This is a genomic window from Roseiflexus sp. RS-1 (genome assembly GCF_000016665.1).
Classification (GTDB): domain Bacteria; phylum Chloroflexota; class Chloroflexia; order Chloroflexales; family Roseiflexaceae; genus Roseiflexus.
Genome location: NC_009523.1, coordinates 5,399,650 through 5,414,860, shown reverse-complemented (window position 1 = coordinate 5,414,860; position 15,211 = coordinate 5,399,650). Strand labels below are relative to the sequence as shown.

Annotated in this window: 11 protein-coding genes; 6 read left to right on the top strand and 5 right to left on the bottom strand. The window is 59.8% G+C overall.

The window, feature by feature from the left end:
• Positions 1-5: 5 nt before the first annotated feature.
• The gene (locus tag ROSERS_RS22220) at positions 6-1,682 is read left to right on the top strand and encodes an acyl-CoA dehydrogenase family protein (RefSeq protein WP_011958987.1); all 1,677 of its coding nucleotides are present in this window, start codon (positions 6-8) and stop codon (positions 1,680-1,682) included.
• Between the two features lie 145 nt (positions 1,683-1,827).
• On the opposite strand, the gene ROSERS_RS22215 is transcribed toward ROSERS_RS22220, so the two are convergent.
• The 3 genes from ROSERS_RS22215 to ROSERS_RS22205 form a co-directional block, all read right to left on the bottom strand.
• Positions 1,828-2,097 (bottom strand): DUF3006 domain-containing protein, encoded by a 270-nt coding sequence (locus ROSERS_RS22215; protein WP_011958986.1) that lies wholly within the window; start codon positions 2,095-2,097, stop codon positions 1,828-1,830.
• A 21-nt stretch (positions 2,098-2,118) separates the two neighbouring features.
• Positions 2,119-3,474: an MBL fold metallo-hydrolase gene (locus tag ROSERS_RS22210; protein ID WP_011958985.1), complete on the bottom strand. Its 1,356-nt coding sequence runs from the start codon at positions 3,472-3,474 to the stop codon at positions 2,119-2,121.
• A gap of 62 nt (positions 3,475-3,536) precedes the next feature.
• Positions 3,537-3,914 carry a helix-turn-helix domain-containing protein gene (locus ROSERS_RS22205; protein WP_011958984.1) on the bottom strand — a complete coding sequence of 126 codons (378 nt, stop codon included), beginning with the start codon at positions 3,912-3,914 and terminating at the stop codon, positions 3,537-3,539.
• Positions 3,915-4,281: 367 nt separating this feature from the next.
• On the opposite strand from ROSERS_RS22205, the gene ROSERS_RS26310 reads away from it, so the two are divergent.
• Both ROSERS_RS26310 and ROSERS_RS27225 read left to right on the top strand, forming a co-directional pair.
• On the top strand, positions 4,282-4,485 hold the full coding sequence (locus tag ROSERS_RS26310; protein ID WP_157041194.1) for a hypothetical protein: 204 nt from the start codon (positions 4,282-4,284) through the stop codon (positions 4,483-4,485).
• A 960-nt stretch (positions 4,486-5,445) separates the two neighbouring features.
• Positions 5,446-5,568, top strand: coding sequence for a hypothetical protein (locus ROSERS_RS27225; protein ID WP_269626647.1), 123 nt, complete (start codon positions 5,446-5,448; stop codon positions 5,566-5,568).
• 34 nt (positions 5,569-5,602) lie between these two features.
• Here the strand turns inward: ROSERS_RS27225 and ROSERS_RS22195 are convergent, their stop codons facing one another.
• Positions 5,603-6,844 carry an alpha/beta hydrolase family protein gene (locus ROSERS_RS22195; protein ID WP_011958982.1) on the bottom strand — a complete coding sequence of 414 codons (1,242 nt, stop codon included), beginning with the start codon at positions 6,842-6,844 and terminating at the stop codon, positions 5,603-5,605.
• A 321-nt stretch (positions 6,845-7,165) separates the two neighbouring features.
• The gene (locus tag ROSERS_RS22190) at positions 7,166-7,774 is read right to left on the bottom strand and encodes a TetR/AcrR family transcriptional regulator (RefSeq protein WP_011958981.1); all 609 of its coding nucleotides are present in this window, start codon (positions 7,772-7,774) and stop codon (positions 7,166-7,168) included.
• A 238-nt stretch (positions 7,775-8,012) separates the two neighbouring features.
• On the opposite strand from ROSERS_RS22190, the gene ROSERS_RS22185 reads away from it, so the two are divergent.
• The 3 genes from ROSERS_RS22185 (at position 8,013) to htpG (ending at position 15,167) form a co-directional block, all read left to right on the top strand.
• The gene (locus ROSERS_RS22185) at positions 8,013-11,546 is read left to right on the top strand and encodes an efflux RND transporter permease subunit (RefSeq protein ID WP_011958980.1); all 3,534 of its coding nucleotides are present in this window, start codon (positions 8,013-8,015) and stop codon (positions 11,544-11,546) included.
• A gap of 91 nt (positions 11,547-11,637) precedes the next feature.
• Complete coding sequence (locus ROSERS_RS22180; protein WP_011958979.1) at positions 11,638-13,071, top strand: efflux RND transporter periplasmic adaptor subunit; 1,434 nt, start codon at positions 11,638-11,640, stop codon at positions 13,069-13,071.
• A gap of 212 nt (positions 13,072-13,283) precedes the next feature.
• Positions 13,284-15,167: a molecular chaperone HtpG gene (gene htpG / locus ROSERS_RS22175; protein ID WP_011958978.1), complete on the top strand. Its 1,884-nt coding sequence runs from the start codon at positions 13,284-13,286 to the stop codon at positions 15,165-15,167.
• The last annotated feature ends 44 nt before the right edge of the window (positions 15,168-15,211 follow it).

The following is a 15,211-nucleotide window of genomic DNA, read 5'->3' as shown; positions in this document are numbered from 1 at the left end:
ACGCTATGATCGAACTGTTCCATCAGCAACCCCCATCGTTGGGGAACCAGTACACCGACGACCGGGTGCTCCGGTCGTTCCTGCGCCGCGCGCTGCCGCGCGATGTGCTGGCGCAGGTTGAACCCGATCTGACGACGATGGGCGAACTGGCGGGGGGTGAACTGTACCGCCTGCACCTCGCCGACCGCCTCAACGAGCCGGTACTGACGCAGTGGGACGCCTGGGGTGAACGTATCGACCACATTGAGGTATCGCCGCTCTGGAAGCGCGCTGCGAGACTCGCCGCTGAGTATGGGCTGGTCGCGCTGCCCTACGAACGAACCTACGGCGTGTTCTCGCGGATCGTACAGTTCGCGCTCGTGTACCTGTTCCACCCCTCAACCGATGTGTACACCTGCCCGCTGGCGATGAGCGACGGCGCCGCGCGCACCCTGGTGGAAGCGGGGGATGCTACCCTGATCGACCGCGCCCTGCCGCGCCTGATCAGTCGTGACCCGGATCGCTGCTGGACGAGCGGGCAGTGGATGACCGAACTCCCCGGCGGTTCCGATGTCAGTCGCACCGAAACCATTGCCCGCCCTGGTTTCGACGGCGTCTGGCGATTGTTCGGCAGAAAATGGTTCACCTCAGCAACGACCGGGCAGATGGCGCTGGCGCTGGCGCGACCCGATGGCAACCCGCCCGGCAGTCGCGGGCTGGCGCTCTTCTACATCGAACTGCGCGACGACGAAGGGCGACTCCAGGGGATTCGCGTCAACCGTCTGAAGGACAAACTCGGCACGCGCAAGGTGCCGACCGCCGAATTGAGCCTGGAAGGAACGCCGGCGCGACTGGTCGGTGCGCCGAACGGCGGAGTGCGCGCGATTGTGCCAATGCTCCAGGTCACCCGCATCTGGAACAGCGTCTCGGCAGCGTCATTCATGCGGCGGGGCATTGCCCTGGCGCGCGATTACGCCCGTCGGCGCGTTGCCTTCGATGCGCCGCTGAACCGGCAACCGCTCCACACCGAAACCCTGGCAACGTTGCAGGCGGAGTTCGAGGGCGCATTCCACCTGAGTTTTCTGACCGCCGGGTTGTTGGGCGCCGAAGAAACCGGCGTCGCCGATGAGCGTCAGCGACATCTGCTGCGTGTTCTGACCTCGATCACAAAACTGACGACCGGACGGCAGGCGGTCGATGTGATGAGCGAAGTGATCGAGGCATTCGGCGGCGCCGGATATGTGGAGGACACCGGTCTGCCGACGTTGCTGCGCGACGCGCACGTGCTCCCGATCTGGGAGGGCACGACCAATGTGCTCGCGCTCGACACGCTGCGCGCACTGGCGCAACCGGGGACATGGGAAGCCATTCTGAGTCTGGCGGACGAACTGATGGCGGGCGTCAATGATGCCAGCCTCGCCAGAGCCAGCGTACATGCGCGCACCGCACTCGACCATGCCCGGCGCTGGTTCGGCGAAGCGCGCGACCGGGCGCGCCTGGAGCGCGGCGCGCGTCGCCTGGCGCTGACGATCGGGCGCAGCCTGGAACTGGCGCTTCTGATCTCCCATGCAACCTGGTCGCTTACGGAGGAGCACGATGGACGGACGCGCGCGGCAGCACTGCGTTTTGCCCGCACACCCATCGACCTGATCGACGATGACGACTGCGACGACACCGCGCTGGCGGATGACATGCCTATGTAAGGAAAGTTGTACACGCTATCGGCATTCCAGGAGTTTGGGTCTAAAGTGGTGAGTCACTTTCGACCCGACTCTGCCGAACAGTTTGGGATAGTCGTCTTCTACTAAAATCTGTAAAAGAATGTAGTCTTTTTGCAGCGACATCATGTTACGCATCCCTGAGATGTTCACCTTTGCGCAAACGCTCTAACTTGGAAAGAATGCGTTGTCGAGCTGCTGCAGTGGCCTCAGGGTCAAGTTGAACGGTTATAATCTGATTGTCAATACGTTCAATCCGCAACCAATCTCCTTCGCGAGCAGCTGGTGGAAGACGGTGGCGCGGTATATCGTATGGTCGTTGCATCTCGCCGACTAAAATGACGGCATATTCGCCTTCGAAGCGATCGATGACAGCAGGCTCATGGCTCGATTCTCCCATAGTACACTTCCTTGTCATTGATCAGGGCAGCCTTTCACAGGCAATGCCATCGTTGTCTCCGTCTAACCTGTGTGGATCACGGTCAGGTCCACCATTGGCAAGGAAGAATGCCTGTGCCTCGGCCTGAGTTGAAAAGTCGCTACAATCCTTATCTGCGATTGAAATGTTCGATCCAGGGATAAGGGATATTGAGTCTTGCCAGTTATCAGTTGGCGGCACCTGGATGGTGGGACGATCATACTCAGTTTGTACATGATAGTTTTTGCCATCGGTGGTGATGACAATAGTACCGTGTTCGGCTGTGCCGTAAATTGTAGCGCCTATGCGCTGGAGAGCCTGGATCGTCTCAGCGTGCGGATGCCCGTAGTTATTATTGCGGCCAGCCGAATAAATAGCAACTGCCGGTTGAACAGCGGCAAGGAACTCTGGCGATGATGAGGTGTACGATCCGTGATGAGCAACTTTCAGAACTGTAGCGCTGAGTTGATCGCGGACAGTTGCAAGCATCTCGTACTCAGCAGCGTGCTCAGCGTCACCGGTGAAGAGAAACGAAATACGACCATAGGCCAGGCGCAACACAACTGAAGTGTTATTCAGTTCACTTGCATTCGGATCACTATGCAGGACGTTCAAGTTCAGGCTACCAAGAGGAATAACATCGCCTCGACGCGCCTCGTGGTACGGCACCTTCGCTGCTATGATCGCATCTAAAAAGCGCTCATATGTGCCAGTTGTGTGGGTCGCGCCGGATGTCCAGACCTCACCGACTGATAGCGCTGTCAGGACTTCTACTAAACCACCAATATGGTCAGCGTGGGGATGCGATGCGACCATCACATCAACATGTGTCACGCCTTCCGCCTGCAGATACGCGAGTGCTCTCCCATTGTCATATCCGCCGTCAATCAGAGCAGTCTTCCCTTCTGGCGTCCGGATCAGGATACTGTCGCCCTGCCCGACATCGATGACATGGACTTCCAGGAGCGATTTATCGCTCGACTCTGCTACAACATGTGTCGTTGGTGAAGGAGGCGCAACGGCAACTGTCGGCGTCAATAGGCTGTCATTTGTTTCTCTGACATCAAAAGTCGTCATCGTTGCCGTTGCTGTAATGATTGGTAGGGCGTCGCTCTCGTCCCAACCGATGACAGCGAGCAAACTCTGACGCACCGGATTGATGATAGTGAGAGCAAAACATATGAGCGCTAAGCTGATCAGGCCAGGCAAAATCTTGCCGCCCAGAAAGCGGGAGCGATGTTTGAGTGTGCTGATAGGTGATTGTGCCCGGCGAGAAAGCGGCTTTCCGCACATCCCGCAGAATTTTGCCGAGAGACGAAGAGGTTTGCCACAGTGCGGGCATGTGGACGATTGGCACATGATCGACACCTTACGTGTGGAGATCGTCAGGTTGATAGAGGCAGCGGAAAACACTCCCCAGGTTACGAATCAACGATCACGTCGACGCACGCCGCGCATGAATATCTCCACCAGACTGTCAGCGGCGCGCTGCAGGCCAGGGCGATCAGGAACGCCTCCTGTTTGCTGTCCAGTTTCGGCTGGGCGCCAGGCCGGGGGCGCTCCTGCACAGCGGCTTCCAGCCCCTCCTCTACGAACCGTTTTCGGATGTTCCGCACCGTCTGCGGATTCACCTTGAGCACATCGGCTCTCGATTGATCGGTCGCGCCCTCTGCGGAACGGAGCAGAATCCGGGCCCGAGTAACCATCCGGGCTTTCACTTCCCCCTTCTTCAGGAGATCAAGCAGGGACAAGCGCTCCGTTTCGGTCAGCGTCACCACGTATGCTTTGGGTCTGGGCATGGCTCCTTCACTCCACGAGAGGAGTGTGGAAGAAAGAATACCCTATGAGACCAGTGTGGTCAAGTACTAGGTTTCGAGTATCTCATTAATCCCCAAATCACTCTCCCCAACGGTGATGATTTTGAACTCGACATCCTGGCCTCAATCGGATCGTCAATCTACTGGATTGAGGCTAAGTCCGGTGACTACCAGCAACACGCAGCAAAGTATTCCAAGTTTGCGCGCCTTCTGGGACTCGACCCTGACCATTCGTTCATGGTGCTAACAGACGTGCCTGATAATCGTTGTGGTACACTCTCATCGCTGTTCTCAATGACCGTTTGTAACCTGCAGACATTCGAAGAGAAGCTGTTAGCGGTCGCGCGAAGTGACACTGCCCAACAAAGCGCAGCAACTGATGATCTATCGCCTGCCGCTGAGCACTAGGGACAGTAAAGCTCTGCTCGATGCGAGTCGCGGCGGCAGGCTGATTGCCTTCGGGTCACTCGAAAAGTCGAGCACAGCACACCTGATCTTTGCCGTACAAGAAGCGCTATCACTTGGCGAAAGAGACACATTTGCTCTGTTCTAATCTGTGTCCACTACAGGTGAGCTTCAGCGTTGTACGGAACAAAGGTGGGGCAAAGTAGTCCACATAACTGAAGGCAACGCCAGCACAGCTCTTCGGTGCGCAGATCGACTGCAGTGCGTCGAGCAGATGCATTTCCACTTATTGCTACGCTTTCCGGTTTCAGGGTGGCTCCCGATGTTGGCTGAATGGCGAACAGTATGGTGTATCAGGTGGGTGGCAGTAATGGTCAGATCACGCATGGTATGTAACACTTGACAACTTTACGCCGGAACGCGGCGCGCCGTCTGGCGGCGCCCCAACCCCTACCATTACCGCGACGGCGACCGCCACTGCTACTCGCGCAGCGACGCCGAGCGCCACCGCCCCGACCTTCCCCATACCTGCGGCGGTCGCCCTGCCGACGCTGAGCGAGACATATGCCTGCGACCGGCTGGGGAGGAACGGGAGCGGCAGCAGCGAGGGGTGAGAGGAAAGCAGCGCGAAGGGTGCACGTATCCTGGCGCATCCTTCAGAGTTTCATCACTGATCGAGCAACCCCCCCGCCTGACAGGTGCAGGTTTTTTGGAAGCCCCTGCGTGCCATCTCCCGTTTCAGGCATCAGGATGCCTAAACTCCCCCTTCTCCTGAAGAACCGCAAAGTTAGCAACCTCGGTGCGTTGGTTTCAGGCATCAGGATGCCTAAACTCCCCCTTCTCCCCTTGTGGGAGAAGGGGGCAGGGGGGATGAGGGGCAACGGCGCACGGGATTGCGGAAAATCACTCATCACTCCCAGGATCTACCCTTAAGAGACTCCCCCGCCCTCTCCACACGTACCACAAAATGCCATTCTGTCACCAACCGACGTACTGGGGCGCAACAGGACGTTTCACCTATAGATGGCGGTCAAATGTGCTGCTATACTACCCATCAGAAGAAACGCGGCACGGCGCTCGACCGATGCTCACCCCAAAGGAGGAACCCATGATGACGGCACTTCTCATCGCTTCTGCCATCGCCCTGATTGTCTTCGCGTCGCGTCGCGCCGCTCTGCGTCTCCGGGAGCGCCCCATTCCCGTGCGGCGCGCTATGCGTCGCTACCGCTGAAGGTCTCCCTGAAACCCAATGCTGTGTCACTGCTTCACACCCACAGTCGCCTATCGCCTGGCGTATGCCCAAACACGCGGTCGAGCCAGTCGAAGATGACCAGGTGCGCCAGCCGCAGATTGTTCACCTGGCAGTGACCGTCTGCACCTTCGGCGGCGGTAAATTCGCAGAGAGTGACGTCGACGCCGCGTCGACGGAGATCATGGTATATTTCGAGCGTCTGGCGCTTGAGTTCATCGCCTTCCCCTTCGCTCATGAGAAACAATGATGGCGTGGCGATCCCCGTGTAGTCCACTCGCTTTGCCAGGGCAACGACGCCATCAACGACGCTCTTGAAATCGGTTGCGCCAAATTGCCAGGCATACTTGTCGAGATTGATCTCCGCACTTTTGTTCAGCATGCCCGCCAACCGCATGAACGTGTTGATCACCCAGCCGGGCGCTTTCATCGCGCTGCCGAACTCGCGTCGGAACACTTCGACCAGATCGAAAATGGGAGTGCTGGCAATCCAGGCGCTGATGCGCGGGTCGGACGACACTGCCAGCGCCGTCGTGTATCCGCCTCCGCTGACGCCGTAGATGGCGATCTGCGTGGGACGAGCGGCGGAGTGCGCTTCGAGCCAGTCCAGCACGGCGCTGATCGGTCGTTCCATGTCTGCACGGAAGTGCAGCCCCCGGTCTGGCGTGACACCCTGCCCCGGCAGATCGACCATCACCACGTTGTAGCCGCGTTTCCAGCCAGGGTACCCCGCAAAGTAGAACAGGTCTTCACGGAATGTATCCCCGCCGCCGACCATCATCACAACCGGGCGCGACTGCTCATCGTGCTCCAGATAATAACCCGGCAGTGCGGCGTGCTCGAACGGAATCTCGATAGGACGCATCGGGATGCCGATCAGGTGGACACCCTGCTGAAACGCGCGCTCCATTGTTTGCACGCGCGTATTGAAATCGCTGGCGCTGGGGTGGGTGTATTGCAACGCCGAACGGTACGCATATGCGGCACCGAGGTGCAACTGTCCAGCCGCCAGTTGCTGACCGTGTTTGAGAAACTCTCGCGCCCGTTCGACCTGATAATCGCCCTGACGCCAGAAACCATCGCGCCAACCGTCTGGATCGCCGTCTCTGATATCGTGGACGGCGTAGAAGACCTGTGATGGCGACATACCGACAATCTGGCTCACACCCAGCGCCCAGTTGAACATGAAGTCCATATCGCCGTTCTTGAACCGCGTGTTGTACTTCTGCCGCTTCAGGATGACGTCCTGCTCTTGCATTGCGGTCTCCTCTGCGCGTTGTGCGCATAGCAACGTCTTACAGCCCGCACCTCGAACGTTCGCTCCGTCGACGTACCGCGCCTCGATCTCCGACAGCAGGATCGTCGTCGCGCCGCTCCTGCCGATAGCGCCTCCTATAGCGAAGAAACATAGCCGTTCCCATAGAGGTTGAACCAATTGGACAGGGTTGAACGCTCCCAGAATCGCGCTGCCAAACACGGTGACCGAAATGAATTTCGGTCTACGCTCTGCCGGAAACGGGCGCCCCGCACGACACGGCAGACCCGGACAGGGGTCAACGTATCTGAGAACCGCTATACATCATTCGGCGCTGTCATGACTGCGACGCACGCCGCGCATAAAGATCTCTACCAGACTGTCGGCGGCGCGCTGCGGATCGCCGGGACCGGGCGCTGCCACATACCACTTATGCAACGCGCTCGCCAGCCCGAAAAAGGCGCGCACCACCGCTTCCGGATCAAGCGCAGGGTCGATTTCCCCTTCCGCAATCCCCTGCTGCACCAGCGCCACAATGTCGCCGCCGATGCGCTGCATATACCCCAGCGCCTCATCGTGCGCGCAGAGCAGTCGGAAGATCTCAGGCCACGGACCGATGCCCAGCGTATGCATCTGCACCTGACGTTGCAGAATCTGGCGCATGATGAAACATAACTGATCCATGGGCGACCGGTCAGCCTGGGACTCGATCAGCGCAATCATCTGCTTCATTTCGCGTGTCGCCGCCTCGATGACCAGTTCGTCCTTGTTGGCGAAATGAGCGTAGAGCGTTGGCTTGGAAATGCCAACCCTGGCAGCCAGTTCGTCCATCGACATGGCGCCGTATCCCTTTTCCGCCACCAGTTCCTGGGCGGCGTTCATGATTTCCTCACGCAGCGCCTGTTTCTGACGCTCACGAAGTGTCAGGGTCATAATCCTCCTCTATGCGACATCCAGCATGCGCACCGGTGCGTATTGTTGAGATGAAGTAAAAAACCTACCAACCGGTCAAAATTCCTACTTGCGCGTAAAGACATTTTACTGTATAGTAGTCTTGTTGTAAAGGCGCGACGCGCAACGCGGCGCAGGCGTCGGGACGATGTCCTTCGCCGCGTTCTTGTTGTACACCCATATCTGCGACATTCATACGATAACCTGGAGGCAGACGTGCATGGCTATCCAACGACGTGAAGAGAAGCTCAATGGCATGCCGATTTCCGACACCTCGATCCGTCAGCCGGTGTTTGTCACCATGCTTATGCTGCTGACAATCGTGTTCGGCATTCTGGCATTCCGTTCGTTGCCGGTCAATCTCCTTCCCGATTTCGAGGTGCCGGTGATTGCAGTCACCGTTCCCTACCCTGGCGCCGGTCCGGAAAGCGTCGCCGATCAGGTGGCCAAACCGATTGAAGACGCAGTCAACACCATCGAGGGAATCGAGAACATTACCACCAATGCCAGTGAAGGAGTGGCATTGATCTTACTTGAATTCAAAGAGGGTACCGACGTCAACCGCGCCGAGCAGGATGTGCGCGAAAAGGTGAATGCCATCCGCCCAACGCTGCCACGCGATGTGCGCGACCCGATCTTCCAGAAGTTCGACCCGAACGCGGTGCCGATCGTTTCATTCGCCATCGCCAGTACGCAGAACCTGTCGCCGCTTGAGGTGCGCCGCATTGTGGATAACGACATTGCACCGATCATCCAGCGCGCCGAAGGCGTCGGCTCGGTGCAGGTCTCCGGCGGTCTGCAACGGCAGATCAATGTATTGATGGATCTGGAGAAACTGCGCGCCTACGGCATTCTTCCGGTTCAGATCACGCGCTCGTTGCAGCAGGCGAATGTCAATCTCGGGCTTGGCACGATCAATGCCGGGGCGCAGGAGATCAATCTGCGTGCGCCTTCGCTGTTGCAAACGCCAGACGATATTGCCAGGATTCAGATCACCGGCACGCCATACCGCATCGGTGATGTGGCCACCATCGAAGACGGCGTGGCGGAGAAGAAGAGTTTTACCCGTCTCAACGGAGTCGAAGCCATTATTATCGACGTTCGCAAGCAGAGCGGCGCCAATACCGTCGCCGTGGCCGATAATGCGAAGGCGGCGCTTGAGCGCGCACTCGGCGCTCGCAGCGATCTGACCTATATTGTGCCGCGCGACGCCTCTGAAGCTGTGCGCCAGTCGACTATCAGTTCGCTCGAAGAACTGATCTATGCATCGGTTGCGGCACTGCTGGTGGTGATGATGTTCTTCAGCGGCGTGCGCAACATGCTCGTCACCGCTGCCGCTCCTGCCGCAATTGCGCTCGTTGGTCTCGTCATCCTGCCTGCCATTGGCATCCCGGTCGATAAGGTGCTTGTTCTGGCAATTGCTATCGGTCTGCTGGTGGTGCTGACCTTCATCCGCGACCGTAACACGCTGGTGACGATGGCGGGTCTGCCGATCATTTTGATGGGCACCTTTGCGCTGATGCCGCTTTTCGGGTTGTCGATCAACCTGATCACGCTGCTGGCGCTGGCGCTCTGCGTCGGGTTGGTGATCGACGACGCGATTGTGGTGCGCGAGAATATCTTCCGCCACACGCAACGCGGTGAGACGCCGCGCGTCGCCGCCAGCAAAGGCACGGCGGAAGTGGCGCTTTCGGTTGTGGCGATGACCCTGACAGTTGTCGCCGTGTTCGTGCCGGTGACGTTTACATCGGGCACCACCGGCATCATCTTCAAGTCGTTCGGTATCACAATTGCAGTTGCTATTCTGCTCTCGCTGGTGGAAGCGTTCATGTTCGCGCCGATGCTTTCCGCCAATCTCTTCCGCCGTCAAAAGGTGCAGCCGCACCCGCACGATGAAGCCCATTCACACACCGGCGATGTCGGTCGCGCGGCGCGTCATCTGCGCGGTATCGACCCGAACCAGGCGGATGCCGGTCTGCTCCACGAAGCGGAAGAAGATCCCGGTCCGCTGGGACGCTTCTACGAACGCATCCTTTCCTGGAGCCTGAGCAGCCTGCGCAATCGCCTGATCGTCATCGCTACCGCCGTTATCGTGCTGGTGCTGAGTGTGGTGGTTGCCAGCGGGTTGAAGTTCAGTTTCTTCCCGCAACAGGATGCAGGTGAGTTCCTGGTCGGGTTCGAGTTGCCCCCCGGCACGGCGCTTGTCGAGACTGACCGCCTGGCGCGTCAGGCGGAGGAAGTTCTGCTCGCCGATCCCGATGTCGAGTCGGTCATCAGCACGGTTGGCTTCTCCGGCGCGCCGGAGCGCGCTGAGTTCTTCGTGCGCCTGAAGGACGAGGTTCCCACCCGCGCGGCAGAAGAGCGCCTGCGCCCGCAACTGGCGTTCCTGCCGAACCTGACCTTTGGCCTGCCTTCGATTGGTGTGCCGACCAGCACCGGCGTCACCGGGCGGCAGTTGCAGTTGAGCCTGCAAACGACCGAGCCGGTACAGAACCTGGCGCCGCTGATCGAGCAGATTAAGGCGGAGATGGCAGCCATTCCCGGCGTTGTCGATATTGACACCAGCTACCGCCCCGGTAAGCCGGAACTGCGCTTCGTCGCCGATCCGGAGCGCATCGGCGATCTGGGCATCACCAATGATGAGATCGCCGCGTCGGTGCGTGCGCTGGTGAATGGCGACCGCGCCACTGTCCTGCGGCAGGCGGGGCAGGATGTCGATATTGTGGTACGCCTCCGCCCCGAAGACCGCGCCACACCGGCGGCGCTCCAGAACATCGCCATTCCGACCCGCAGCGGCGCGGTTCCGCTGACGTCGCTCGGCACGATCGAACTGGCGTCAACGCCGCAGACGATCCGACGCTACAACAAACTCAACCAGGTGATCATTGGTGCAAACCTCCAGGGACGCAACCTCGGCGAGGTGCAGGCTGAACTCCAGCAGCGTCTCGATGCAAAAGGTCTCATTCCGCCGACCGTGTTCGCTGAGTTTACCGGTCTGGCGCAACAGCAGACGGAAGGGTTCGAGTCGCTCCTGCTGGCGATGCTTCTGTCGGTGATCTTCGTCTATATGGTGCTGGCGTCGCAGTTTGGGTCATTTACCCAACCGCTGGTGATCATGGTGGCGATGCCGTTCAGTTTCATCGGCGCCTTCCTGGCGCTGCGCCTGATCAACATCGATCTGGACATCACCGGCATGATCGGTCTGATCATGCTGCTCGGTCTGGTGGTGAAGAACTCGATCCTGCTGGTTGACTTCACCAACCGCCTGCGGCGCGCCGGTCTCGACAAGCACGCGGCGCTCGAACTGGCTGGCGCTATCCGTCTTCGTCCGATCCTGATGACCACGCTATCGCTGGTGGCGGGCGCTTTGCCGGTGGCTATGGGCATTCACCTGGTCGGAACCGGCGAGGGCGGCGAGTTCCGCAAAGGGCTAGCGACCGTGCTGATCGGCGGGTTGATGACCTCGATGCTACTGACGCTCCTGGTTGTGCCGACAGCGTACAGCCTGATGGAGTCGTTCACCGAACGGGTATCGACCTGGTTCCGCCGCCGCTTCGACCCCGAAGGATGGGCGGAAGAACAGGCGGCGCTTGCGGCAGAAAGCATGGTTCCTGTCAACGGCAGCGCTCCAGCGGTCGCGCTGGCTGTTCCGAATGGTGGATCGGTCATTGCGCCGCCAAACCACGCCGCTGCTGGCGAGCCGAACGGACACGAACCGGTGAGTTCGCCGCCGGTCCGAGCCGAAGAACAATAGTGCCGGGTTGTTCCTTGCGCAGGTTTCAGCGGCATCAGGGAAGGAAGAGAAGATCAATCGACACCAGTCCACATAAGAGGAGAATCGTACCGTGAAACGTGATCGTGTGATCACAGGCGTCGTAGCAGGTTTGACCGCTCTTGTACTGGCGGCGTGTGGCGCACAGTCTGCTGCGCCTTCACCGACCGTTGGTGCACCGACGGCGGTCGCGCCGACCGTCCCTGTGCCGACGCTCGTGCCGTTACCGACCAGTCAACCGATCCAGTTAGGCGTCACCGGCATCGGCGAAGTCAAGAGCGCGCAGGATGCCAACCTGTCGTTCCAGGTGCAAGGAACTGTCGCACAGGTGTTCGTCAAGGAAGGCGATATTGTCAAAAAGGGCGATCTGCTCGCTATTCTCGACACGCGCGCGTTCGATCAGCAACTGGAGCAGGCGAAAGCAGCGCTCGCCAACGCACTGGCGCAGGAAGCTGCGCTGACCGAAGCGCCGCGCCAGGTGGATCTCAACGCAGCGCGCGCCGCCGTCGCGCAGGCGCAGGCGGCGCTCGAGGCGCTGCAACGCGGACCGAAGGAGCAGGATATTCGTATGGCAGAGGCGGCGCTCGCGGCAGCCGAAGCCAATCTGCAAGCCACCCGCGACCGTCTCTCGTTCGCCAAGACCCAGGCTGAGATCCAGATGGAACAGGCGGCGGCAGCGCTGACACAGGCGCAGGCGCGGTATGCGCAGGCGAAGTATAACTGGGAGTATGCACGCGATACCGGCAACGACCCGATCGTTCCCGAAGTGGCAGCGCCCAACGGTCAGCGCGTGCCCAACAAACTGAGCGATGGGCAGCGCGAAAACTACTATGCCCAGTTCGTCCAGGCGGAAGCCGGATTGCGCCAGGCGGAAAAGGCGCTCGAACTGGCGGTGAAGGGCGCCGAGAGCGCGCGCCAGGCGGAAGTGACCGGCATCCGGGCAGCGGAAGCGCAGGTCGAACAGGCGCGCCTGACTCTCGAAAAACTCCGGTTGCCGCCCGATCCGGACCGGCTTGCGGCAGCCAGGGCAGCGCTGGCGCAGGCGCGCGCCCAGGAAGCGCGTATTGTGCCAGATCCGCGTGAATCGCAGAAAGCCGCAGCGCGCGCAGCGGTGGAACAGGCGCAGGCGGCGCTGACGCTGGCGCAGATCAACCGCGAACGCGCTGAACTGCGCGCGCCGTTCGATGGCGTTATCTCGATTGTCTCCATCGATCCTGGCGATCCGAGCGTGACCCAGGGGCTGCCGGCGATCCAGATCATCGATATGAGCAGCCTCTACGTCGATGTCCAGATCAGCGACACGGATATCGTCCGGGTGCGTGAAGGGCAATCGGCGAAGGTGACCGTCAGCAGCATTCCCGACCGCGAATACACCGGCAAGGTCGAATTCATCGCTCCAACCGCGACGGTGCAGGGATTGTCGCGCAGTTATCGGGTGCGCATCGCGCTGGACGATATCACCGGGCTGCGGGCTGGCATGAGCGCGCGGGTCGATATTCTGGAATAAGGGTTTTTTCCGGTTTCATTGCTGAAGGGACGTTGCCCGGCAACGTCTCTTTTTTGCGTCAAACTCTAACAAAAGATTAGCGCGCGCGCGCCGCCCTTCCCGTTATCATGGAGCAAGAAGACATTCCGGTTTGGTGGAGCGCGCTGCCGGTGTGGAGCGATCCGCACGGGGCGGCGCGCGCGCGATCTTCTGAAGACACTGGAGCACACCGTATGACTGCTGAAACTGAAGCCACGACCCACGCACCCACGGCGGTGCCGTTCCGCGCCGAAGTGCGTCAGTTGCTCAATATTCTGGCGCATTCGCTCTACACTGATCGTGAAATCTTTCTGCGCGAATTGATCTCGAACGCCTCCGACGCCCTCCACCGTGTTCAGTTCGAGATGGTGACCAATCAGCAGGTGCGTGATCCAGACGCCGACCTCGAAATTCGGATCAGCGTCGATAAGGATGCCAAGACGATCACGATCAGCGACACCGGCATCGGCATGACCCGTGAGGAACTGATCGAAAATCTGGGAACGATTGCGCACTCCGGCACACGCGCCCTGATTGAACATCTCGAAGAAGCGCAACGCTCGAATATCATCGGTCAGTTTGGCGTCGGCTTCTACTCCGCATTCGTTGTTGCCGATGAGGTGACTGTCATTTCGCTCTCCTACCGTCCCGACGCTGAAGCGGCGCTCTGGCGTTCGCGCGGCGGCGAGAGTTTCGTCATTGATGCTGCGGAACGCGCGCAGCGCGGTACGACGATCATCCTTAAGCTGAAAGAAGAAGCGCATGAGTTCGCCGATGAGTGGCGCCTGCGGCAGATCGTTCGCCGCCACTCGAATTACGTCGCCTTCCCGATCTACATCGGCAACGAGCGCGTGAATGAATCGACCGCCCTCTGGCGGCAACAGCCGCGCAACGTCGAGCAGTCGCAGTACAACGAGTTCTACCGCCAGATGACCTTCGATTATGAAGACCCGCTCCTGGCGGTGCATTTCTCGTCCGAAGCGCCGCTCGATCTGCATGCCATCCTGTTCGTGCCCGCGAAGCGCGAGCGTGGTCTGATCGAACGGCGGATGGAAGGGAAGATCCGTCTCTACTCGCGCAAGGTGCTGATCCAGGAAGACGCGAAAGATGTGCTCCCGCCATACTTCCGTTTCGTCGAAGGTGTGGTCGATAGTGAAGACTTGCCGCTCAACGTGTCGCGCGAAGGGGTGCAGCGCGATGTTGGACCGAACCGCGACCCGGTGTTGCAGCGGATCAAGAAGTCGCTGACCAACCGCCTGACGAAGGAACTGGTCGAACTGGCGGAGAAGGATGCGCAAAAGTACGCAACTTTCTGGAATGAGTTCAGCCCGTTCATCAAAGAAGGGATCGCAACCGACCCGCTGGCGCGCGACGACCTGTTGCCGCTACTGCGTTTCCACACCACCAGATCGGGCGATCAACTGGCGTCGCTCGCCGAATACAAGGAGCGGATGGTTGAGGGGCAGAAGGAAATCTACTACGTGCTCGCTGCCGACCTGGAGAGCGCGCGCCGCAGTCCGCATCTCGACGCCCTGACCGATCGCGGGATTGAGGCGCTGCTGCTCTACGATGTGATGGATAGTTTCATGCTCAACGGGTTGCGCGAGTACCAGGGGTTGAAACTGCGCAATGTAGACGATCCTAACCTCTCGTTGCCGGGTGAAGCGCCAGCGCCTGAGGTTTCGATCAGCGATGAGCAATTCACCAGACTGGTGAACGCCTTCAAGGAAACGCTCGGCGACCGGGTCGTGTCGGTACGCGCGTCGAACGTGCTGCGCCACAACCCGCTGCGCCTGGTGTCGCCGGAGGATCAGCAGTACAACCGCGAGATGGCGCGCGTTCAGCGCATCCTGGACCGCGATTTCAAAGTTCCGCCGAAGATCGTCGAACTGAACCGCGGTCATCCGCTGATCGTCGATCTGGCGCGCCTGGTGGAGTCGGGGAACGATGCGACGCTGGTGCGACACCTGATCGAGCAGATGTACGACAGCGCACTGTTGCTCGAAGGGTTGCACCCCAACCCCGCCGATATGGTCGGGCGCATTCAGGCGTTGATGGAAGCCGCCGCGCGCAGGTAGACACGAGAAGGGAGAGACGGTGCGTGACTGTCTCTCCCTTCTTC

Bases quoted from the DNA above. Each gene is read 5' to 3' on its own strand.
- ROSERS_RS27225 (WP_269626647.1), top strand. From the start codon at position 5,446: ATGATGACGGCACTTCTCATCGCTTCTGCCATCGCCCTGATTGTCTTC.
- ROSERS_RS22190 (WP_011958981.1), bottom strand. From the start codon at position 7,774: ATGACCCTGACACTTCGTGAGCGTCAGAAACAGGCGCTGCGTGAGGAA.
- htpG (WP_011958978.1), top strand. From the start codon at position 13,284: ATGACTGCTGAAACTGAAGCCACGACCCACGCACCCACGGCGGTGCCG.
- ROSERS_RS22220 (WP_011958987.1), top strand. From the start codon at position 6: ATGATCGAACTGTTCCATCAGCAACCCCCATCGTTGGGGAACCAGTAC.
- ROSERS_RS22215 (WP_011958986.1), bottom strand. From the start codon at position 2,097: ATGGGAGAATCGAGCCATGAGCCTGCTGTCATCGATCGCTTCGAAGGC.
- ROSERS_RS22205 (WP_011958984.1), bottom strand. From the start codon at position 3,914: ATGCCCAGACCCAAAGCATACGTGGTGACGCTGACCGAAACGGAGCGC.
- ROSERS_RS22210 (WP_011958985.1), bottom strand. From the start codon at position 3,474: ATGTGCCAATCGTCCACATGCCCGCACTGTGGCAAACCTCTTCGTCTC.
- ROSERS_RS22185 (WP_011958980.1), top strand. From the start codon at position 8,013: ATGGCTATCCAACGACGTGAAGAGAAGCTCAATGGCATGCCGATTTCC.
- ROSERS_RS22195 (WP_011958982.1), bottom strand. From the start codon at position 6,844: ATGCAAGAGCAGGACGTCATCCTGAAGCGGCAGAAGTACAACACGCGG.